Genomic DNA, 17,699 nt, shown 5'->3' on the forward strand with positions numbered 1-17,699 from the left:
CATGGCACATCACGAACCCGGGAGCAGGCCGACCGCGCCGCGCGCCACCTGGGCCCAGGCCAGCCGGCCGAAGAGGTAGTGGCACGCGACCTGTTCGCTGGTGAACCGCGCCCAGTCGTAGCGGTTGCCCTGCTCCCGCCAGAACACCTCCCACGCCTCGTCCTCGCCCTGCATCAGGCACCAGGCGTTGTCGACCTCGGCGCCGAGCGAAACGACCTCCGGCGGCACGCCCAGCACGCCTAACCAGCGCTGGATCGACTGGGTGTTCATCAATCCTCTTCCCCCTTGGCCTCGGCGAGGTAGCCGAGGGTCACGAGCTCGTCCGCGGCCAGCAGCGCACGGTACCGGGTACCCCCGCCGACCTGGCCGAACCAGTTCGCCGTTTCCGCGCGCCACATCGGCACCGCGCGCACCACGACGTACCGGCGGTACTCGGCGTCCAGCATCCCCGGCGGCAGCGAGCGTTCCGCGAACGGCGTGCCGTCGGCGAAGAACACGCGCCCGTGCGCCGGGCCGAAGCGGTCGAGCACGGTGTTCATCGGGACCATCACCGGCTCGCCGTGGTCGACGCTGCCCTCCGGGTAGTGGTCGCCCGGCGGCCACGCGTATTCGGGCCCGAGGTCGCTGTGCCCGACGACGAACCGGCGGATCCACACCGCCTGCGTCGCGTGGGCGTACGGCACGTACCCGTCGGTCAGGTGCCGCGGCACCGGCCGCGACGGCGCGGTCGGCGACCGGCGGAAACCCGCCGTGACGTTGGTGAGCGCCTGGTCGTCGAAGATCAGCCGGGCGTCCGGGTGGTCGTTCGGGCCGAAGCCCTCCGGGTCGTCCTCCGGCAGGGGCAGCTGCCGCGCCGGCTTGTCCATGGCGACCGGCAGGTGCCCGATCGGGAACATGTGCACCAGGAACAGCGCGACAACGCTTTCCCGCTCGGTGCGCGGCGAACCCAGCGGCGGCAACGGCGTCGGCGAAACCGGCGCGGGTGCGAGCGGCGCCGGCGACACCGGGGGCGGCGGGGCCGCGGGCATCGGCGGTGGCGGGGGCAGCGGGAACGGCGGCAGCAGCGGCGACACGGCGTGCGGCCACGCGGCGGGACTGCCCGAAGGCGGCGTCGGGGCGTCCTCGTACCCGCCGGACCCGGGCAGTCGCACCGGCCCCGTGTCGAGGTCGTCCTCGCCCGCCTCGGAAGGCTCCGTCACCCACATCCTCCGGCTCGGTAGTGCACAGTGGCCCGCGTCAGCTGAGCGCGTTGACCACGCGGGACGGGCTCGGGCGGCCGAGCCGACCCGCCATCCAGGAACTGGCCGCCACCAGCACGTCGAGGTCGACTCCGGTTTCCACGCCGAGGCCGCTCAACATCCACACGAGATCCTCGGTCGCCAGGTTCCCGGTCGCCGACTCGGCGTACGGGCAGCCACCCAGCCCGCCGGCCGAAGAGTCCACAGTCGACACTCCACATCGGAGCGCCGCCAGCGTGTTCGCGAGAGCCTGACCGTAGGTGTCGTGGAAGTGCACGGCCAAAGTACCGACATCGCCGAACAGCCCGATCAGGTTTTCCACCTGGCCCGCGGTCGCGACGCCGATGGTGTCGCCCAGCGACAGCTGCGAGCACCCCATGTCCAGCAGCCGGCGGCCGGCGTCGGCGACCTGCTTCGCCGGCACGACGCCCTCCCACGGGTCGCCGAAGCACATCGAGAGGTACCCGCGCACGTCGACGCCCGCTTCCCGGGCCCGCGTGACGACCGGCTCGAACATCGCGAACTGCTCGTCCAGCGAAGAGTTGAGGTTCTTGCGCGCGAACGTCTCCGTGGCGCTGGCGAAGATCGCGATGTGCTCGACACCGGCCTCGAGGGCCCGGTCCAGACCTTTTTCGTTCGGCACGAGCACCGGGTACCGGACGCCTTCGCGGCGGTCGAGCCCGGCCAGCAGCTGCTCGGCGTCGGCGAGCTGCGGCACCCACTTGGGGTGCACGAAGCTGGTCGCCTCCAGCGTGGTGAGCCCGGCGCCGGCGAGCCGGTCGAGGAACTCCAGCTTGACCTCGACCGGGACGATCGTCTTCTCGTTCTGCAGGCCGTCCCGCGGGCCGACCTCCCAGATCGTGACCCGCTCCGGCAGCTCGCCCGCCGCGGGGGAGCGCTCCGGCAGGCCCAGCTCGCGCGTCCCCATCAGCGGCCTCGCTCGCCGCGCGGCGGGTGCCCGCCACCCTGCGGCGGCAACGGCGTGGTCTGCTGGGCACCCGGCCGGTAGTCGTCGTACGGGTTGTCGTTGACCTCGCGGTAGATGACCGTGTGCACCTTTTCCACGTGCGGGATGTCCTCGAACCGCAGCGGCTCGTCCGACGCGGACTCGATGATCAGCGTGCCGCAGCCGAACACCCGGTCCAGCAGGCCGTGCTCGAACTGGACGCTGTTGATGCGGCCCATCGGGATGTCGATGCCGGTGCGCTTGAGCACGCCCTCGCGGGCGATGAGGCGGTCCGTCGTCACGATGAAGTGGGTGGTCCGCCAGCGCACCAGCGGGGCCAGGAACAGCCACACGATCAGCACCAGCGCGACGACCGCGATGGCGATCAGCCCGACCGTGTTCCACGGCGAGCCGGCGTCCTTCGCGAGGATCGCGAGCCAGATGCCCGCGCCCAGGGTGACCAGGAACGCGAGCGTCGGGAAGATCAGCATCTTGAAGTGGGGGTGACTGTGCACCACGACGTGCTCTTGCTCGCTGAGCAATTCGTCCGGATAAGCCACGGCGGACGCTCCCAAGGTCGGTGCGGCGGTATCGCCTCACCGTACCGGCGAGACGCTCGGCCGGTGAGTGCAACGCCCCGAGAAATCAGGCGCGGCGGACGTGCACCACGTCACCCGCGAACACCGTGTGCCGCTGGCCGCCCGCCATGTCGACCTGAAGCTGCCCGGCGGCGTCGATGTCGGCCGCGCGCCCGGTGAGCGACGTCCCGTCCGGCAACTGGACCTCGACGTCCTGGCCGAGGGTCGCACAGTGCGCCCGGTAGTCGCCGAGCAGCCCGGCCTCGGTGAGGTCGCCGGCGGCCAGCCGCCAGCGCCGTTCCAGGTCGGCGAACCCGCTGAGCAGCGCGACGGCGACGTCGGTGCGGTCGGTGGTGGTGGCGCCCTGCTCCGCGAGCGACGTCGCGGGCAGCCCGCCGGGCCCCGGCGTGACGTCGCCGAGCGGCAGCACGTTGAGGCCGATGCCGAGCACGATCGACGGCTCGGTGCCGGCGACGGCTTCGGCGAGGATCCCGGCGCACTTGGCGCCGCCGATGAGGACGTCGTTCGGCCACTTCAGCGCGGCGTCGACCCCGACGGACGCGGCGGCCGCGCGCACGGCGAGCCCGGCGACGACGGAGAGCGAGCCGAGCGCGGCGAACGGGACGCCCGGCCGGAGCGCGACGCTCAGGTACAGCCCGGCGCCCTTCGGCGAGCTCCACGGCCGGGCGCGGCGGCCCACCCCCGCGGTCTGCTCCTCGGCGAGGAGAACGGTCCGGTCCGCAGCGCCCTCCTCGACCGCTTTCCGCAGGTCGGCGTTGGTGGAGCCGGTGCGCTCGACGACGTCGATCTTCGCGTACCGATCTTGGAGCGCCTCGGCCAACCGGGCAGCGTCGATCTCAGCCATGTGTCCACCATATGGGAGTCCCCCTAACGTGCAAGCTACTCAGTCGTTCAGTAAGAGGTGCGCTCTTCTAAGTTGGACCCCGTGACGACGAAGCCGAGTTCCTGGGCCCGTGGGGCGGCCCTGCGCGGGCTCGTCGCCCTGCCGCTCGTCGCGGGCCTGGCGACGGCGGGCTGGCTGCTGGCCGACCGCTCGCCGGAACCCGCGCCCGCCCCGCTGCCGGTGGCGCGAGACGTGGCTTCGGGTCCGTCGGTCCTCGAGGTCAGCGCACCCGTGAAGGCGCAGGAACCGGGCCAGGGCGCGTCCGGCCAGGGCGGCAAGAGCCCGCTGCAGCAGTGGGCCGAGCAGCTGGCCGGCCCCCTCGACATCCCCGCGAACGCCCTGATCGGCTACGCGAACGGCGAGCTGGCGCTGCGGAAGGAAGACCCGTCCTGCCACCTCTCCTGGGTCACCCTCGCGGGCGTGGGCTCGGCGGCGTCGAACCACGGCCGCAGTGGCGGGAACCTGCTCGGGCTGTCCTCGGCGCAGGCGAAGAAGTACGGCGACGACGCGCCGGTCGCGGCCGGCCGGGCGCTCTGCGCGGGCGGCACCGACCTCGGCGCCGGCACCGGCTGGTGGAAGGCGATCGCCGCCTACCACCCGGGCGGCGACGCCGAACTGTTCCGCCAGCGGGTCCTCGGCACGGCGCAGCTGTACGCGACGCTGTCGCTGGACCCGGCCTCGGCGAGTTCGCCCCGCGTCCAGGCGACCCGCTTCGCGCTGGGCCAGCTGGGCCTCCCCTACGTCTGGGGCGGCAACGGCCCGGACGCGGGCGCGGCGGGCTTCGACTGCTCCGGCCTGACGAAGGCGTCCTACGACAGCGCGGGCGTGAACCTGCCGCGGACGGCCGACAGCCAGTTCCGCGCGCTGCCCCCGGTCCCGGCTTCGGAAGAGCCGCGCCTCGGCGACCTCGTGTTCTACGGCAGCCCGGCGACCCGCATCCACCACGTGGGCCTCTACCTGGGCAACGGATTGATGATCAACGCGCCGACCGAGGGCCAGGCCATCCAGATCCACACGTACCACTCGAAGGGCGACGACTACGCGGGCGCGGGCCGCCCGGCCTGAGGCCCCGGCGGCACGAGACCGGACTCGTAGGCGAACACCACCAGCTGCGCGCGGTCGCGGGCCCGCAGCTTGGCCATGGCCCGGTTGACGTGCGTCTTCGCGGTCAGCGGGCTGATCACCATCCGCGCGGCGATTTCGTCGTTGGACAGGCCCCGCGCGACCAGGGCGACGGCCTCGCGCTCGCGGTTGGTCAGCTCCGCGAGCCCGGCGCCGGGCACGGGCGGCTGGGTGACGTACCGGTCGATCAGCTTGCGGGTGATCGACGGCGCGAGCAGGGCGTCCCCCCGGGCGGCGACGCGGACGGCGTGCAGGAAGTCCTCCGGCCGGATGTCCTTGACGAGGACCCGGCCGCGCCGGCGCGCAGGGCTTCGAAGACGTATTCGTCCAGGCCGTAGTTGGTCAGGATGACGACGTGCACGGCGGCCAGCGCCGGGTCGGCGGCGATGCGGCAGGTCGCTTCGAGGCCGTCCACGCCCGGCATCCGGACGTCGAGGAGCACGATGTCCGGCAGGTGTTCCCGGGCCAGTTCCACGGCTTCGCGGCCGTCGGCGGCTTCGGCGACCACCTCGACGCCGTCCTCGGCGTCCAGGAGGGCCCGGAAGCCGCTGCGGATGAGCGGCTGGTCGTCGGCCAGCAGGACGCGGATCATGCCGGGTGGTCCACGGGCAGTTCGGCCTCGACGCGGAAGCCGCCCTCGGTGCGGGGAGCGGCCTGGAGGCGTCCGCCGAGCGCGGTGACGCGTTCGCGCATCCCGAGCAGGCCGACACCCGGCGCCGGCGCGGTGTCCACAGTGGCCCGGCCGTCGTCGTCGACGCGGATGACGAGCGCGCCGGGCCGGTGGTCGATCCGGACCGACGCGGTGGCCGCGGCGGCGTCCGGGCGACGTTGGTCAGCGCCTCCTGGACGATCCGGTAGGCGGTCCGGCCGACCGCCGCGGGCACGCCGGTGCCGTCGCCTTCGACGGTGAGCCGCGCGTCGAGGCCCGCGGTCCGGGCCTGGCGCACGAGTTCCGGGACGTCGTCGAGGCCGCGCGGCGGGTTCTTTTCGTCGTCGCGCAACGCCTCCAGGGTCGCGCGCAGTTCCCGTGCGGCTTCGCGACCGGCGTCCCGGATCGCCAGCAGGGACTTCGGCACGTCCTCGCCGCGCTTGTGCGCCAGGTGGACGGCGACTTCGGCCTGCACCTTGATGACGGAGATCTGGTGGGTGAGCGAGTCGTGCAGCTCGCGCGCGATGTGCAGACGCTCCTCGTCGGCCCGCCTGCGCGCGGTTTCCTCCCGGGTGCGCTCGGCTTCGTCGGCGCGGCGCTCGGCCTGGCGCAGCGCCTCCCCCGCCGCGCCGGCCGCGATCAGCCACGCCAGCTGGAGGACGTCCCGAGATCGCGTGAAGGCCTGGCTCGCGTCGGGCAGCCCGGACGCCAGGAGCGTGAGCGGGACCGCGGCCAGCATGATCACCGACGCCACCACCGCGGCGACCCGGTGCCCCGCCCGGACCGCGGCGTACACGGCGAAGAGGTAGGCCACGACGGGCACTTCGAACCCGGCGGCCTGGTAGACCAGCGCGCACCCCGCGGTCGCCCCCAGCACGACGACCGGCGCCCGCCGACGCGCGGCCAGCGCCAGCCCGCCCGCGACGAGTGCCGCGTACCCCAGCGGGTCGAGCGCCCCCGGCTGGTGGCCGGTGGACAGCCCGGCGCTCAGCAGGGCCGCCGCCACCCCGGCGGCGATCACCCCGTCCACGATCCGCGCGCGGCTCACCCCCGCACCCTAGCCGCGCGGAACTGCCGCGCAGGGAGCATTTCCCGGCTACCGCGAACGCGGTAGCGCGGTGCCGACGTCCGCACGACGACCGGCGGCGCCCGCGCGGACATGCTCGGAGACGTCCGGTCCGGCAATCGAAGGAGCAGCTCGTGGACGTCCAAGACATCGCCGCCGTCAGCACTTACGCCATGACGCCCGGACGGCTCTGGTCCCTGCTGGGAGCGGCGCTGGGCATCGCCGGCGTGCTCGCGGGCGGCCTGGCCCTCCGTCGCGGCAAGGGAGCGCTCGTCGCACTGGTCACCGGGGTGGCGGGCGGGGTCGTCGGCGGCTGGGTGGTGGCCGCCGCCGAGGGGGGCCCGGGCACCGGCTACGGGATCGTCGGCGGCTACGCGGCACTGGTGATCGGGCTGGTCGCGGTGGCCCTCGGCGGGCTGGCCGTGGCTCGCTCGCGCGGTTTTGTCGGTGGTCGCCGCTAGCGTCGGCGGCATGTACGAAGTCGATTTCACCGAGTTCCCGTCCACCTCGGCCACGGTGTCCGGGCAGTTCTTCGAGCGCGCGTTCGGCTGGAGCGTGACCCCGTACGGCCCGGACTACACCGACGTCCGGGCCCCCGGCCTCACGTTCGGGTTCCAGTCCGACGCGGCGGAGCGGACGAGCGCACCCCTGATCGCGATCCGCACCGGCGACCTGACCGCCGCCCGCGAGGCGGTGGTGTCGGCGGGCGGCGTGGTGACGAAGGAACCGTTCTCCTTCCCTGGCGGCCGGCGGTTCCACTTCCGCGAACCTGGCGGGAGCGAGCTGGCGGTGTGGTGCCAGGAGGAGTAGCCCGACGTCCGATTCCCGCCGGTGGCGCGCCCGCCGGTGCGGCACGGTGGCGGACATGCGCACCGATCCCGTCGCCGTTCTCGAAGGCATGTACGCCGCGGAGGCGGCGTCCTGACCGAGGGCGACTTCGCCGCTCTGGCCCCGTTCTTCGCCCCCGACGTCGTGCTGCACCAGGCCGCCAACCTGCTGTACGGCGGCGACTGGCGCGGCACGAGGCATGGCGGCGTTCTTCGCCGCCATGAGCCGCACCTGGGACGTCTTCGAGCTGGTGGACCAGGCGTTCCTCGCCACGACCTCGCCGCTCGTCGTCCTGACCCACGTGCACGCGCGGGCCCGCGCCACCGGCCGGGAGCTCGACTTCCCGATCCTCCGGACGATCACCGTGACCGGCGGACGCATCACCGAGGTCCGGCCGTTCTACTGGGACACCGCCGCCATCGCCGACGCCTGCGGCTGATCGACGTACCCGGCCGCCCCGCCGCCGTAGTACGTCGCCGGGTCGCCGGGGGCGAGCGGGAGGTCGAGCGCGAACCGCGTCACCAGGTCCGGGTTCGCGACGAAGTGCCGGGCGAACGACACGGCGTCGGCGATCCCCGCGTCGAGCACGGCGTTCCCGGTGTCGCGGCCGAAGCCGTTGTTGACGATCAAGAAACCGTCGAACAGCCGCCGGTAGCGGGCGAAGGCGGCGAAGTCCGGTCCGGTGTCGGGCCCGCGCAGGTGCAGGTAGTCCACGTCGAGCGCGGCGACCAGAGCGTCGTACTCGGTACGCAACTCTTCGTCCACAGTGAACAGTCCGCCGGTCCACCACGGCGACAGCCGGACGCCGACGCGGCCGTGCTCGCCGACCGCGTCGACGACTTCGGTGAGCAGCCGGCGCCGGTTGGCCGCGGACCCGCCGTAGGCGTCGGTGCGGTGGTTGAGCCGCGGGTGCAGGAACTGGCCGAGCAGGTACACGCCGTTGGCCGCGATCTCGACGCCGTCGAACCCGGCGCGGCGCGCGTTCTCCGCCGCCGCGCCGTAGTCCGCGACGGTCGCCCGGATTTCGGCGACGCTCAGCTCGCGCGGCGTCCCCGTCGAACGCCGTCCGGCGGCGGTGTGCACCGGCTCTTCCGGGTTCACCGCCGACGGCCCGGCCGGCCGCGCGCCGAGCAGGTCGGGGTGCGAAACCGCCCCGGTGTGCCACAGCTGCACCACGATCCGCCCGCCGAGCGAGTGCACGACGTCGGTGACCCGCCGCCAGCCCGCGACCTGCGCTTCGGTGTACAGGCCGGGAACGTTCTCGAAGCCGATGGCCCGTTCGCTCACCCAGGTCCCCTCGGCGACGACGAGCCCGGCGCCGGCGCGCTGCGCGTAGTACGCGACCTGGAGGTCGCCGGGTACGCCGCCGGGGACGCGGGCGCGGGTGGTCGGCGCCAGCACAACGCGGTTCGGCAGGCGCCAATCGCCCAGCTCGGCGGGGGTCAGCAAGCTCATTCGGTCACCTCTGCTTGTCGGTGTTCGTCAGCAAGGCGACGGTGGGTGGCGGCGAAAGGTGACCGATGGACGAGCTGGCGGAGTTGTTCGAGGCCGAACGCGGCCGGCTGCGCGGGCTGGCCTACCGGATGCTCGGCTCGGCGGCCGAAGCGGACGACGCCGTCCAAGAAGCGTGGCTGCGGCTCACCCGGACCGGGTCCGTCGACAACCTGGCGGCGTGGCTGACCACGGTCGTTTCCCGCGTCTGCCTCGACGTCCTGCGCTCCCGGAAGGCGCGCGGCGAGGAGCCGTTCGCGGGGGTGCCGGAGCCGGTCGACGACGCCGATCCGGCGGGGGAAGCCGAGCTGGCCGACGCGGTGGGCCGGGCGCTGCTCGTCGTGCTGGACGCGCTGGGGCCGGCCGAGCGGATCGCGTTCGTGCTGCACGACTTGTTCGCGGTGCCGTTCGACCGGATCGCGCCGGTGCTGGACCGCACCCCGGTGGCGGCGAAGAAGCTGGCGAGCCGCGCGCGGCAACGAGTGCGGGGCACGTCCCCGCTGCCGCCTGCCGATCTGGCTCGGCACCGCCAGGTGGTGGACGCGTTCCTGACCGCGGCCCGCGGGGGTGACCTCGGCGCCCTGCTCGATGTGCTGGCACCGGACGTCGTCCGTCGCGCGGACGCGGCCGCCCTGCCGCCTGGGGCGGCGCTGGAGGTGCGTGGCGCGCGGGCGGTGGCGGCGGAAACGCGGGTGTTCGGGAAGCGGGCGCGGTTCGCCGAAGCGGCGTTGATCGACGGCTCGATCGGGGTCGTCGTCGCCCCGCGGGGGCGGCTTTCGCTCGCGCTTCTGGTGGTGGTCGACGGCGATCGGGTGGCGGCGTACGAGGTGATCGCGGCCCCTTCCCGACTCGCGGCGCTGCACATCGCGGTCGACCACTCGAACAGGTGATCGATGGCTCGCAACTTGACGGGCGGCCCGTTCGCGGGCCACGATGAACATATGTTCATGAACGTGTGTTCATGAAGGAGGGGACGCGATGACCGGGATCGTCAACACCGCACAGGCCGCGGCGTGGAACGGCTACGAGGGGGACCATTGGGCGACGAATGCCGACCGCTATGACGCGGTGAACAGCGGTTTCAACGGCTACCTGCTCGATCAGGTGCACCCGGACGACCGGGTGCTCGACATCGGCTGCGGCAACGGCCAGCTGACCCGGCTGGCGGCGGCGCGCGCCCGCTCCGCGACCGGGGTGGACCTGTCCGGGCCGATGCTGGCGACCGCGCGGGCCCGGGCGGCGGAGGTGCCGAACGTGGAGTTCGAGCAGGGTGACGTCCAGGTCCACCCGTTCGCCGAAGGCGGGTTCGACTTGGCGGTCAGCCGGTTCGGCGTCATGTTCTTCGCCGACCCGGTGGCGGCGTTCGCCAACGTCCGGCGAGCGCTGAGCCCCGGCGGGCGCCTGGCGTTCCTGTGCCTGACCGCGCTGTCCGGCACGGACCTCGGCCGCCTGTTCGGCGCGATGGCGGCGTACCTGCCGCAGCCCACCGGCCCGGACGGCAGCGGCCCGACGTCGTTCGCGGACCCGGACCGCACGAAGGCGGTGCTGACCGAAGCCGGCTTTGAAGACGTGGCGTGCACCCACGTCGAGGCGGACCAGGTCTGGGGCCACGACGTCCCGGACGCGGCGGGGTTCATCGCCGGCTGGGGCCCGGTCCGCCACCACCTGGGCCTGGTCGACGGCGCGACGGCGGCCCACGCGACCGACGCACTGACAGCGGCACTGGAACCATTCGCCACGCCGGACGCGGTCCGGCTACGCGGCACGGCGTGGCTGGTCACGGGAAGGAGGTCGTGACGAGGGTCCCCGTACGATGGCGGTGATGTCACCGAGGAAAGCCGCGGCCCAGAAGGACGGGCAGTCCCTGCACGACCTCCTGGTCGAAGCCGCCGAGAAGCTGATCGCCACCCGCGGCACAACGGGGCTGACCGTACGCGAGATAGCGCGAACGGCCGGCGTCGCCGACGGCGTGCTGTACAACCACTTCTCCGACAAGGAGGAGCTGGTGGCCTGGGGCCTGGACCGGCACGTGCGCGCGGCGGAGTCGTTCCTGGGCGAGCTGCCGGTGGCGGGCGAGGGAACGGTGGCGGAAAACCTCCACCGTCACCTGGAGTACGGCCTCGGCCTGCACCGCGTGATCGTCCCGGCGTTCAGCGGCCTTTACGGCAACCCAGAGGTCCTCCAGCGCTTCGCCGACCTCGGCGAGCGCCCGGGCCACTGGCGCGACCGCCTCCTGGCGTACCTGAAGGAGGAGCAAGCCCTCGGCCGGCTCCACCCCGAGTCCGAAGTGGACGCGGCCGCGGCCCTCCTGGTGGGCTACTGCCACGAGACGGTGCTGGGCACGATCTTCCCCCACGCGAGCCGAACCAACCCGCCCGAGCCGGCCGCGGTGATCCGAACCATCCTCAACGGCATCGCCCCGTAGCTGCGCCCCGCGCTCCCTCATCACACCCCCGGGCGGCCGCGGACCCGGCCCGGCTAAACCACCGGGTTCCCGCTCGTCGTCACCTCGGGCACCTCCTGCACCACATCCCAGTGCTCCACGATCCGCCCCTCCCGCACCCGCATCACGTCCGCGATCGCGCTCCCCCGCGAATCCGGCGTCAAGCGCATCAAGCTGTGCGTGCACACCAGATCGTCCTCCGCCACCACCCGCCGGACCTCCAACCGCAACTCCGGAAAACCGGCCACGAACCGCGCCAGGTACCCGGCCGATTCCGACGCACCTCCCGGCGCGTGCGGGTTGTGCTGGACGTACTCCTCCCCCACGTACAACTCGAACGCCTCCACCGGCCGCTTCTCCTCGAACGCCGCCCGGAGGAAACAGAGGACCACTTCCTTGTTCCGCTGCGCTTCCGTCATCACTATCCGTCCTTTGTGGAGTTATCGACACCAACTCCACCATTCGCGAAACAGAAAGGGAAAGACCTGTGGACTCTGCCGCGATACTCTCCCGGTATGGACGATGTCGAGGTCCGTGAGCTGCGGTATTTCCGTGCGGTCGCCGAGGAGCTGAACTTCTCCCGCGCCGCCGAGCGGCTCGGGATGGCGCAGCCTCCCCTCTCCCGGGCGATCCGGTTGCTGGAGCGGCGGCTCGGCGTGCAGCTCTTCGAACGCACCAGCCGGCACGTGGCGCTCACGCCGGCCGGGAACGTCCTGTTCGCCGAGTCGGCGAAGGCGCTGGACGCCGTCACCGCGGCGGTGCGACGGACGCGGCGGGCCGCGCAACGGTTGCCGGCGCTCGTCGTCACCGCCAAGCCCGGGGTCGCGACCGATCTGCTGCGGCGGATCGCCGACGCCCACCCGGATCCGGTGGACATCCGGGTCAGCGGGTTCGGTGAGCAGGCCGACCTGCTGCGGGATGGCCAGGCCGACGTCGCGGTACTCGGGTGCCCGGGTGACCACGACGGGCTGGACGTCGAAGTGCTCGTCAGCGAGCCGCGGGTGGCCGCGCTGCCTTCGGGGCACGAGCTGGCTCGGCGGTCGGTGCTGGCCTGTGCCGACTTCGCCGGGCGGGCGACGCCGCGCTGGCCGGGGTCGTCCGACGCGGAGCGGGCGTACTGGTCGGGGCAGGACGTCACCGGTGGGCCGGTGACGCCGGGGCCGGTGGTGCGGGACAGCTCCCAGCTGCTCGAGGCCGTCGCGCTCGGGCAGGCGATCGCGCTGCTGCCCGCGTCGGTGGCCGATCTGCGGTCGCGGCACGACGTCGTCTACCGGCCGGTGGTGGACGCGACGCCGTACGCGCTCGCGCTCGCCTGGGCGGCCGGCGCGCGAGACCAGCGGATCGCGCGGTTCGTGCGGACCGCCGTCGAGATCAGCGAAGCACTACCTCGACCGGGAGCTGTACCGGCGGGGTGAACGAGCGGATCACCGGCGGCACCCGGACGTCGTCGGCCTCGAACGCCACCCGGAGCTGATCGACGTCGGCGTCGGCCATCAGCTCGGCGAGCTCGTCGGCGCGGGCGAGGGCTGCCGGGACGAGCTCGGGGGCGTCGTCGAGGTCGCCCCAGGCGTCCCACTGGAGCATCTCGTGCTTGTTGAGCGCGGCGAGGTCGAGCACGAGGTTGTGGCGCGCGTACGGGAGGCCGCGCAGGAACGGCGCATCCAGGTCCGGGGAGACGACCAGCCGGGCCGGGTCGAGGTCGCCCGCGCGGGCGGCCGTCCACGCGTCGGCGCCGGTCAGGAAGTGGTCGCGGGGGACGTCGAGGAGGTCGAACCCGACTTCGCCCGGCTCGGCGAAGCCCGGTTCGACCAAGTGCCAGTCGGTGCCGTCGTGGACTTCGGCGACGACGTGGTCGAGGTACCAGCCGGGCATCAGGTAGCCGGCGAAGCCGACGCGGAGCCGCGCCGGGATGCCGTGGTGGCGGGCCATCGAGACGAACAGGAGGGTGTGGTCACGGCAGCAGCCGACGATGCGGTGCAGCGGCGGGCGCGGTCCACCGGGTGGTGCCGGGTCGAGTTCGCGCAGGCGCGCGAACATGTCCGATGCGTAGCGCAAGGTGATCTCTTCGTGGCGCGACGCGGGAAACCCGTGCTGCGTGATGTCGCCGTGGGCCCAGTAATGGAACACCAACTGGAACGCGGCCGCGCGCAGAGCCGCGACGTCGCGGGGTGTCGCGTCGAGCCAGGACGCCTGCGCGCCCGGGTCCGAGAACCGGCTGTGGCTGGCGTAGAAGTCGTCCATGCGCCGACGCTAGCGGGATTTACCCGGCTTGCGCCGCCAGTTCGCCGCGGAACGTCGAGCGGTACGCGCTCGGCGACACCCCGAGCGCGGCCTGGAAGTGCTGGCGCAGGGAGGCCGCCGTGCCGAAGCCGGCTTCCGTGGCGACGCGGTCGACCGGGAGGTCGCTCTCCTCGAGGAGCTGGCGGGCGCGCTCGACGCGTTGCTGCGTCAGCCACTGCAGGGCCGAGATGCCGACCTCTTCGCGGAAGCGGCGGGTGAAGGTACGGGTGCTCATGGCCTCGCGGGCGGCGAGTTCGCGCAAGGTCAGCGGCCGGTGCAGGTTCTCCAGGGCCCACGCGCGGGCTTCCTTCGTCGACGACGTGCGCGGCTCGGGCACCGGGCGGCGGACGAACTGGGCCTGGCCGCCCTCGCGGTGCGGGGAGACGACCGTGCCGCGGGCGACTTCGTTGGCCACGGCGGCGCCGTGGTCACGGCGGATCATGTGCAGCACCAGGTCGATGCCGGCGGCGACGCCCGCCGAGGTCAGGACGTCGCCGTCGTCGGTGTAGAGGACGCAGGGGTCGACGTCGACCTCGGGGAAGCGGTCCTGCAGTTCCTCGGCGGAGCGCCAATGCGTGGTGGCGGGGCGGCCGTCGAGGAGCCCGGCCGCGGCGAGGACGAACGCGCCGGTGCAGATCGACGCGATCCGCGCGTGCTCCGGGATGCGCGCCAGCGCGCCCTTGAGCGGCGGGGTCAGCACGCGGGCCATCGGCTCGTACTCGGCCAGCGACGCCGGCACGAGCACCGTGTCGGCCTCGGCCAGCACCTCCGGGCCGCGGTCGACCGGGATGGTGAAGTCCGAGTCGGTGCGCACCGGGCCGGGCTCGAGCGTGCAGGTCACGACCTCGTACAGCGGCTCGCCCGACGCCGAACGCGCCTGGCCGAACAGCCGGTGGACGATGCCGAGCTCCATCACGAGCATGCCGTGGCGGACGAGCACGGCGACGTGGTGGCGGTCCGGGTGCACGAATGCGGCCATGGCCCGATTCTTGCACAGGTTGGCCATCGGGCCACTCGAATCGGCCCGCGAACCGCGTGACCATCGAGGTCATGAACGTCTTGTGGGTTTTCGCGCACCCCGAGCCGCGCTCGCTGAGCGGGGCCCTCCGCGACGACGGGCTCCGCACGCTGCGGGCGCTCGGGCACGACATGCGGGAGTCGGACCTCTACGCGATGAAGTGGAACCCGGTGGTCGACGCCGCCGACTTCGGGGCCGAGGCCGGGGACGGGCGGCTGGTCGTCGGGGCGACGTCGGCCCGGGCGCACGCGCGGGGCCAGCTGAGCCCGGACATCGTCGCGGAGCAGGAAAAACTGGACTGGGCGGACGCGGTCGTCGTGCAGTTCCCGCTCTGGTGGTACGGCCTGCCGGCGATCCTGAAGGGCTGGTTCGACCGCGTTTTCGTCAAGGGCTTCGGGTACGGCGTCCGCGGCGCGGACGGCCGGACGCTGCGCTACGGCGAGGGCCGGCTCGCGGGCAAGCGCGCGGTGGTGGTGCTCACCGCGGGTGCCCGCGAACCGGCCATGGGGCCGCGCGGGGTGAACGGCGCGCTGGCCGACGTCCTGTTCCCGCTGCACCACGGGACGCTGTTCTACGCCGGGATGTCGGTGCTGCCGCCGGTCGCGGTCCACGGCGCCGACCGGGTGTCCGGCGAGGAGTTCGCCGCCGCCCGCGAGCTACTGCGGACGCGCCTGAGCACGCTGGAAACGGCCGAGCCGATCCCGTTCCGCACCCAGAACGGCGGCGACTACGACGACGACCTCGTCCTGCGCCCCGACCGCGCGCCGGGCGCGGAAGGGCTCGCCGTGCACGTCAAGCGGGCAGGGTGAGGCGCTGGCCGAGACCGCCGTCGACGGGGAGGTCGGCGCCGGTGGTGAACGTCGCCTCGAAGGCCAGGAACAGCACCGCCGCCGCCACTTCCGCCGAAGTCGCGTGGCGCTTCAACGGCGTGATCTCGTCGCCGGCCGTCTTGAACTGCGCCAGCACTTCGGCCGGGACGCCGGTGACGCCCATCGTCGGCGTGTCCGTGTAGCCCGGGCTGACCACGTTGACCCGGATCCCGCGCGGCGCCAGCTCGGCCGCGTACGTGCGCGCGAACGACCGCACCGCCGACTTCGCCGCCGAGTACAGGCCCATCCCGGCGATCCCGGCGCCGGCCGCGACCGACGTCGTGAAGACGAACGAACCACCGGCGCGCACCAGCGGAGCCAGCTTCTGCGCCGTGAAGTACGCGCCCTTGGTGTTGACGTCGAAGGTGCGGTCGTACACCTCGGGCGTCGCCGACTCGTACGGCGTCAGCGTCGAAAAGCCGACGTTGACGAACACCAGGTCCACGTCGCCGAGCGTCGAAGCGGCGACCGCGCCGAGCTCGTCGACGTCGGTCAGGCGGGCCGCGTCCGACGACAGCAGGTGCGCCTTGCCCGGCAGCTTCCCCGCCAGCGGCGAAACGTCGCGGCCGGTCAGCAGCACCTCCGCGCCGCCGTCGAGCAGGGCGCGCACCACCGCGAGGCCCATGCCGTGCGTGCCGCCGGTGACGACGGCCTTCTTGCCCAGGTACTTCACCGGATCTCCTCGATGACGCTCGCGATCGCGTGCGCGCCGTGGCCCGCCGCCACCGCGCGGTCGAACAACGCCCGCAACGCCGCGGGCACCTCCGTGCCGATCCCTTGCGAACGGCTCGTCTCGACGAGCAGGCCGAGACCGGCCGCGTTGATGTCCAGCGCGGACACGTCGGTCTCGTAGTCGCCGCTGGCCACCTGCGCGCCGATGCCGGTCAGGAACCCGCCGACCGACGACAGCCAGTCCAGGGCCATCGGCGTGAACTGCGCCGGCGTGACGCCTTCGGTGCCGACGAGGGCGAGCGCGTGCAGGTAGCCACCCATCGCCGACCACATCACCCCGAGCAGCGCCAGGTCGTACAGCGCCGCCAGCCCGGCGTCCTCGCCGAGGAACACCGGTTCGCCCAGGACTTCCAGCACATCCCGCTGAGCCGCGAACGCCGCTTCCGAGCCGCTGTAGAGGATCCGCGCGCCCGGCGTCCCGATGCCCTGGGGCACCGCCATGATGACGCCGTCCACGTAGTCGATGCCCTCCGACGCCGCCCACTTCGCGACGCCGCGGGCCTGTTCGGGCGTCCCGGACGTCAAGTTCACCAATGTCCGGCCCCGCAACGCGGCCGCGTCGAGCACCGGCTGCTGGGTGTCGTATGTGGACAGACAGCTGACGACGACGTCCGCCGCCGCAGCCTCGGCCGGGGTGGCCGCCAACCGGGCGCCGCGGTCGAGCAACGGCCCCGCCTTGAGCGGCGACCGGTTCCATACCGAGACATCGTGTCCCGCCCCCACGAGCGCGCCGGCGAGGGCGGACCCCATCCGCCCCAGGCCGAGCACGCCCACCTGTTTCTTGCTTTCTCCCATGGGTTCCATGCTGCGGGCAGCGCTTTACACTGGACAAGTACCGACTAATAAGTCAGGTACCCACCAAAACGTAAGGATCCTGCATGCAGGCTCGAACGTACCGCTGCGGACTGGACGCGGCCGTGGACGTGATCGGCGGACGCTGGAAGGCCCTGATCCTGTGGGCGCTGCACGCCGAGCCGCTGCGGTTCGGCGAGCTGAAGCGGAAAGTCAGCGGGATCAGCGAGAAGATGCTCATCCAGGCGCTGCGGGAGCTGGAGGCGGACGAGGTGGTGCACCGCGAGGTGTTCCACGAGATCCCGCCGAAGGTCGAGTACTCGCTGACCGAGCTGGGTCAGCGGCTGAACACCGCGTTGCTGCCGCTGGGCGACTGGGGCGAGGAGAACATGGCCGGCATCGCGAAGCGCCGCGGCGTCACACCGGCGCCCCCGCATACCGCTTCAGCGTGATCGCGTTGCCCGCCTTGAGCGGCAGCTCCTCGATCAGCTTGCGCCACGGCAGGTACGGCAGCAGCCGGTAGTTCAGGTTGCGGAACTTCAGCCACGCGCGCGTCGGCGGGACGAACCACTTCCCGTTGCCCTCGGCCAGTTTCCGGCACGCGTCGATGACCGCCGGGCTCGTCCCCATCCCCGAAAGCGCGCGGGCGCAGCAGGCGGCGGCGCCGACCAGCGCGACTCGCAGCCGGATCTCGACGACGACGGGAGCGACGTGGCCCGGGCCGTCGGCACGGTGCACCAGGC

Annotated in this window: 22 protein-coding genes and 2 pseudogenes; 10 read left to right on the forward strand and 14 right to left on the reverse strand. The window is 73.0% G+C overall.

What is annotated here, in order from left to right; all coding sequences use genetic code 11:
- Positions 1–9: 9 nt before the first annotated feature.
- The 5 genes from MUY14_RS31920 to MUY14_RS31940 all read right to left on the reverse strand — a co-directional run bounded on the left by MUY14_RS31920 (position 10) and on the right by MUY14_RS31940 (position 3,627).
- Positions 10–270 (reverse strand): hypothetical protein, encoded by a 261-nt coding sequence (locus MUY14_RS31920; protein ID WP_003105220.1) that lies wholly within the window; start codon positions 268–270, stop codon positions 10–12.
- Positions 270–1,199 (reverse strand): TNT domain-containing protein, encoded by a 930-nt coding sequence (locus MUY14_RS31925; protein WP_247014614.1) that lies wholly within the window; start codon positions 1,197–1,199, stop codon positions 270–272. Before MUY14_RS31925 ends, MUY14_RS31920 begins: the two co-directional genes overlap by 1 nt.
- A 37-nt stretch (positions 1,200–1,236) precedes the next feature.
- Complete coding sequence (locus MUY14_RS31930; RefSeq protein WP_247014615.1) at positions 1,237–2,166, reverse strand: hydroxymethylglutaryl-CoA lyase; 930 nt, start codon at positions 2,164–2,166, stop codon at positions 1,237–1,239.
- Entirely contained in the window at positions 2,166–2,744 is a 579-nt protein-coding gene (locus tag MUY14_RS31935; protein ID WP_247014616.1) for a PH domain-containing protein, read from the reverse strand. The genes MUY14_RS31930 and MUY14_RS31935 overlap by 1 nt, the downstream gene beginning before the upstream one ends.
- A gap of 85 nt (positions 2,745–2,829) precedes the next feature.
- Positions 2,830–3,627: a biotin--[acetyl-CoA-carboxylase] ligase gene (locus MUY14_RS31940; protein WP_247014617.1), complete on the reverse strand. Its 798-nt coding sequence runs from the start codon at positions 3,625–3,627 to the stop codon at positions 2,830–2,832.
- A gap of 81 nt (positions 3,628–3,708) precedes the next feature.
- Between MUY14_RS31940 and MUY14_RS31945 the strand changes: the two genes are divergently transcribed.
- Complete coding sequence (locus MUY14_RS31945) at positions 3,709–4,731, forward strand: C40 family peptidase (RefSeq protein ID WP_247014619.1); 1,023 nt, start codon at positions 3,709–3,711, stop codon at positions 4,729–4,731.
- Here MUY14_RS31945 and MUY14_RS31950 read toward each other — a convergent pair.
- Positions 4,704–5,380 (reverse strand): annotated as a pseudogene (locus MUY14_RS31950) (response regulator). The gene MUY14_RS31945 and the pseudogene MUY14_RS31950 overlap by 28 nt on opposite strands.
- Positions 5,377–6,485 (reverse strand): annotated as a pseudogene (locus MUY14_RS31955) (sensor histidine kinase). Before MUY14_RS31955 ends, MUY14_RS31950 begins: the two co-directional pseudogenes overlap by 4 nt.
- 191 nt (positions 6,486–6,676) lie before the next feature.
- Here MUY14_RS31955 and MUY14_RS31960 point away from each other — a divergent pair.
- The 3 genes from MUY14_RS31960 to MUY14_RS31970 all read left to right on the forward strand — a co-directional run bounded on the left by MUY14_RS31960 (position 6,677) and on the right by MUY14_RS31970 (position 7,770).
- Positions 6,677–6,964, forward strand: coding sequence for a DUF6223 family protein (locus MUY14_RS31960; protein ID WP_247025345.1), 288 nt, complete (start codon positions 6,677–6,679; stop codon positions 6,962–6,964).
- A 10-nt stretch (positions 6,965–6,974) separates the two neighbouring features.
- Entirely contained in the window at positions 6,975–7,313 is a 339-nt protein-coding gene (locus MUY14_RS31965) for a VOC family protein (RefSeq protein ID WP_247014621.1), read from the forward strand.
- Positions 7,314–7,530: 217 nt separating this feature from the next.
- Positions 7,531–7,770: a nuclear transport factor 2 family protein gene (locus MUY14_RS31970; protein WP_247014623.1), complete on the forward strand. Its 240-nt coding sequence runs from the start codon at positions 7,531–7,533 to the stop codon at positions 7,768–7,770.
- Here the strand turns inward: MUY14_RS31970 and MUY14_RS31975 are convergent.
- Positions 7,731–8,786: an alkene reductase gene (locus MUY14_RS31975; protein WP_247014625.1), complete on the reverse strand. Its 1,056-nt coding sequence runs from the start codon at positions 8,784–8,786 to the stop codon at positions 7,731–7,733. The genes MUY14_RS31970 and MUY14_RS31975 overlap by 40 nt on opposite strands.
- A gap of 65 nt (positions 8,787–8,851) precedes the next feature.
- Here MUY14_RS31975 and MUY14_RS31980 point away from each other — a divergent pair, with 65 nt between their 5' ends.
- The 3 genes from MUY14_RS31980 to MUY14_RS31990 all read left to right on the forward strand — a co-directional run bounded on the left by MUY14_RS31980 (position 8,852) and on the right by MUY14_RS31990 (position 11,247).
- Positions 8,852–9,712 carry a sigma-70 family RNA polymerase sigma factor gene (locus tag MUY14_RS31980; RefSeq protein ID WP_247014627.1) on the forward strand — a complete coding sequence of 287 codons (861 nt, stop codon included), beginning with the start codon at positions 8,852–8,854 and terminating at the stop codon, positions 9,710–9,712.
- A gap of 88 nt (positions 9,713–9,800) precedes the next feature.
- Complete coding sequence (locus MUY14_RS31985; RefSeq protein WP_247014629.1) at positions 9,801–10,619, forward strand: class I SAM-dependent methyltransferase; 819 nt, start codon at positions 9,801–9,803, stop codon at positions 10,617–10,619.
- A gap of 25 nt (positions 10,620–10,644) precedes the next feature.
- Positions 10,645–11,247, forward strand: a complete 603-nt coding sequence (locus tag MUY14_RS31990) for a TetR/AcrR family transcriptional regulator (protein ID WP_247014631.1) — start codon at positions 10,645–10,647, stop codon at positions 11,245–11,247.
- 53 nt (positions 11,248–11,300) lie between these two features.
- Here MUY14_RS31990 and MUY14_RS31995 read toward each other — a convergent pair whose 3' ends face one another.
- A complete protein-coding gene (locus MUY14_RS31995) occupies positions 11,301–11,684 on the reverse strand; it encodes an ester cyclase (protein WP_247014633.1) in 384 nt (127 codons plus the stop codon).
- 96 nt (positions 11,685–11,780) lie between these two features.
- On the opposite strand from MUY14_RS31995, the gene MUY14_RS32000 reads away from it, so the two are divergent.
- Positions 11,781–12,680, forward strand: coding sequence for a LysR family transcriptional regulator (locus MUY14_RS32000; RefSeq protein WP_247014635.1), 900 nt, complete (start codon positions 11,781–11,783; stop codon positions 12,678–12,680).
- On the opposite strand, the gene MUY14_RS32005 is transcribed toward MUY14_RS32000, so the two are convergent.
- Both MUY14_RS32005 and MUY14_RS32010 read right to left on the reverse strand, forming a co-directional pair.
- Entirely contained in the window at positions 12,637–13,506 is an 870-nt protein-coding gene (locus MUY14_RS32005) for a transglutaminase-like domain-containing protein (RefSeq protein WP_247014637.1), read from the reverse strand. The genes MUY14_RS32000 and MUY14_RS32005 overlap by 44 nt on opposite strands.
- A 19-nt stretch (positions 13,507–13,525) precedes the next feature.
- The gene (locus tag MUY14_RS32010; protein WP_247014639.1) at positions 13,526–14,524 is read right to left on the reverse strand and encodes a GlxA family transcriptional regulator; all 999 of its coding nucleotides are present in this window, start codon (positions 14,522–14,524) and stop codon (positions 13,526–13,528) included.
- Positions 14,525–14,595: 71 nt separating this feature from the next.
- Here MUY14_RS32010 and MUY14_RS32015 point away from each other — a divergent pair, with 71 nt between their 5' ends.
- Positions 14,596–15,372, forward strand: a complete 777-nt coding sequence (locus MUY14_RS32015; protein ID WP_247014641.1) for an NAD(P)H-dependent oxidoreductase — start codon at positions 14,596–14,598, stop codon at positions 15,370–15,372.
- On the opposite strand, the gene MUY14_RS32020 is transcribed toward MUY14_RS32015, so the two are convergent.
- Both MUY14_RS32020 and MUY14_RS32025 read right to left on the reverse strand, forming a co-directional pair.
- Positions 15,356–16,105 (reverse strand): SDR family NAD(P)-dependent oxidoreductase, encoded by a 750-nt coding sequence (locus MUY14_RS32020; protein ID WP_247014643.1) that lies wholly within the window; start codon positions 16,103–16,105, stop codon positions 15,356–15,358. The genes MUY14_RS32015 and MUY14_RS32020 overlap by 17 nt on opposite strands.
- Entirely contained in the window at positions 16,102–16,959 is an 858-nt protein-coding gene (locus tag MUY14_RS32025; RefSeq protein ID WP_247014645.1) for an NAD(P)-dependent oxidoreductase, read from the reverse strand. The genes MUY14_RS32020 and MUY14_RS32025 overlap by 4 nt, the downstream gene beginning before the upstream one ends.
- Before the next feature lie 83 nt (positions 16,960–17,042).
- Here MUY14_RS32025 and MUY14_RS32030 point away from each other — a divergent pair, with 83 nt between their 5' ends.
- A complete protein-coding gene (locus MUY14_RS32030; RefSeq protein WP_247014647.1) occupies positions 17,043–17,408 on the forward strand; it encodes a helix-turn-helix domain-containing protein in 366 nt (121 codons plus the stop codon).
- Here MUY14_RS32030 and MUY14_RS32035 read toward each other — a convergent pair.
- Positions 17,374–17,694: a hypothetical protein gene (locus tag MUY14_RS32035; RefSeq protein WP_247014649.1), complete on the reverse strand. Its 321-nt coding sequence runs from the start codon at positions 17,692–17,694 to the stop codon at positions 17,374–17,376. The genes MUY14_RS32030 and MUY14_RS32035 overlap by 35 nt on opposite strands.
- Between the last annotated feature and the right edge of the window lie 5 nt (positions 17,695–17,699).

Source organism: Amycolatopsis sp. FBCC-B4732, from assembly GCF_023008405.1.
In the GTDB taxonomy this organism is placed as follows: domain Bacteria; phylum Actinomycetota; class Actinomycetes; order Mycobacteriales; family Pseudonocardiaceae; genus Amycolatopsis; species Amycolatopsis pretoriensis_A.

What these genes read in the sequence shown, in the direction of transcription:
- MUY14_RS31920 (WP_003105220.1), bottom strand. Translation starts at nt 270, where the DNA reads ATGAACACCCAGTCGATCCAGCGCTGGTTAGGCGTGCTGGGCGTGCCG.
- MUY14_RS31930 (WP_247014615.1), bottom strand. Translation starts at nt 2,166, where the DNA reads ATGGGGACGCGCGAGCTGGGCCTGCCGGAGCGCTCCCCCGCGGCGGGC.
- MUY14_RS31940 (WP_247014617.1), bottom strand. Translation starts at nt 3,627, where the DNA reads ATGGCTGAGATCGACGCTGCCCGGTTGGCCGAGGCGCTCCAAGATCGG.
- MUY14_RS31960 (WP_247025345.1), top strand. Translation starts at nt 6,677, where the DNA reads ATGACGCCCGGACGGCTCTGGTCCCTGCTGGGAGCGGCGCTGGGCATC.
- MUY14_RS31965 (WP_247014621.1), top strand. Translation starts at nt 6,975, where the DNA reads ATGTACGAAGTCGATTTCACCGAGTTCCCGTCCACCTCGGCCACGGTG.
- MUY14_RS31970 (WP_247014623.1), top strand. Translation starts at nt 7,531, where the DNA reads ATGGCGGCGTTCTTCGCCGCCATGAGCCGCACCTGGGACGTCTTCGAG.
- MUY14_RS31975 (WP_247014625.1), bottom strand. Translation starts at nt 8,786, where the DNA reads ATGAGCTTGCTGACCCCCGCCGAGCTGGGCGATTGGCGCCTGCCGAAC.
- MUY14_RS31980 (WP_247014627.1), top strand. Translation starts at nt 8,852, where the DNA reads ATGGACGAGCTGGCGGAGTTGTTCGAGGCCGAACGCGGCCGGCTGCGC.
- MUY14_RS31985 (WP_247014629.1), top strand. Translation starts at nt 9,801, where the DNA reads ATGACCGGGATCGTCAACACCGCACAGGCCGCGGCGTGGAACGGCTAC.
- MUY14_RS31990 (WP_247014631.1), top strand. Translation starts at nt 10,645, where the DNA reads ATGTCACCGAGGAAAGCCGCGGCCCAGAAGGACGGGCAGTCCCTGCAC.
- MUY14_RS31995 (WP_247014633.1), bottom strand. Translation starts at nt 11,684, where the DNA reads ATGACGGAAGCGCAGCGGAACAAGGAAGTGGTCCTCTGTTTCCTCCGG.
- MUY14_RS32000 (WP_247014635.1), top strand. Translation starts at nt 11,781, where the DNA reads ATGGACGATGTCGAGGTCCGTGAGCTGCGGTATTTCCGTGCGGTCGCC.
- MUY14_RS32005 (WP_247014637.1), bottom strand. Translation starts at nt 13,506, where the DNA reads ATGGACGACTTCTACGCCAGCCACAGCCGGTTCTCGGACCCGGGCGCG.
- MUY14_RS32010 (WP_247014639.1), bottom strand. Translation starts at nt 14,524, where the DNA reads ATGGCCGCATTCGTGCACCCGGACCGCCACCACGTCGCCGTGCTCGTC.
- MUY14_RS32015 (WP_247014641.1), top strand. Translation starts at nt 14,596, where the DNA reads ATGAACGTCTTGTGGGTTTTCGCGCACCCCGAGCCGCGCTCGCTGAGC.
- MUY14_RS32025 (WP_247014645.1), bottom strand. Translation starts at nt 16,959, where the DNA reads ATGGGAGAAAGCAAGAAACAGGTGGGCGTGCTCGGCCTGGGGCGGATG.
- MUY14_RS32030 (WP_247014647.1), top strand. Translation starts at nt 17,043, where the DNA reads ATGCAGGCTCGAACGTACCGCTGCGGACTGGACGCGGCCGTGGACGTG.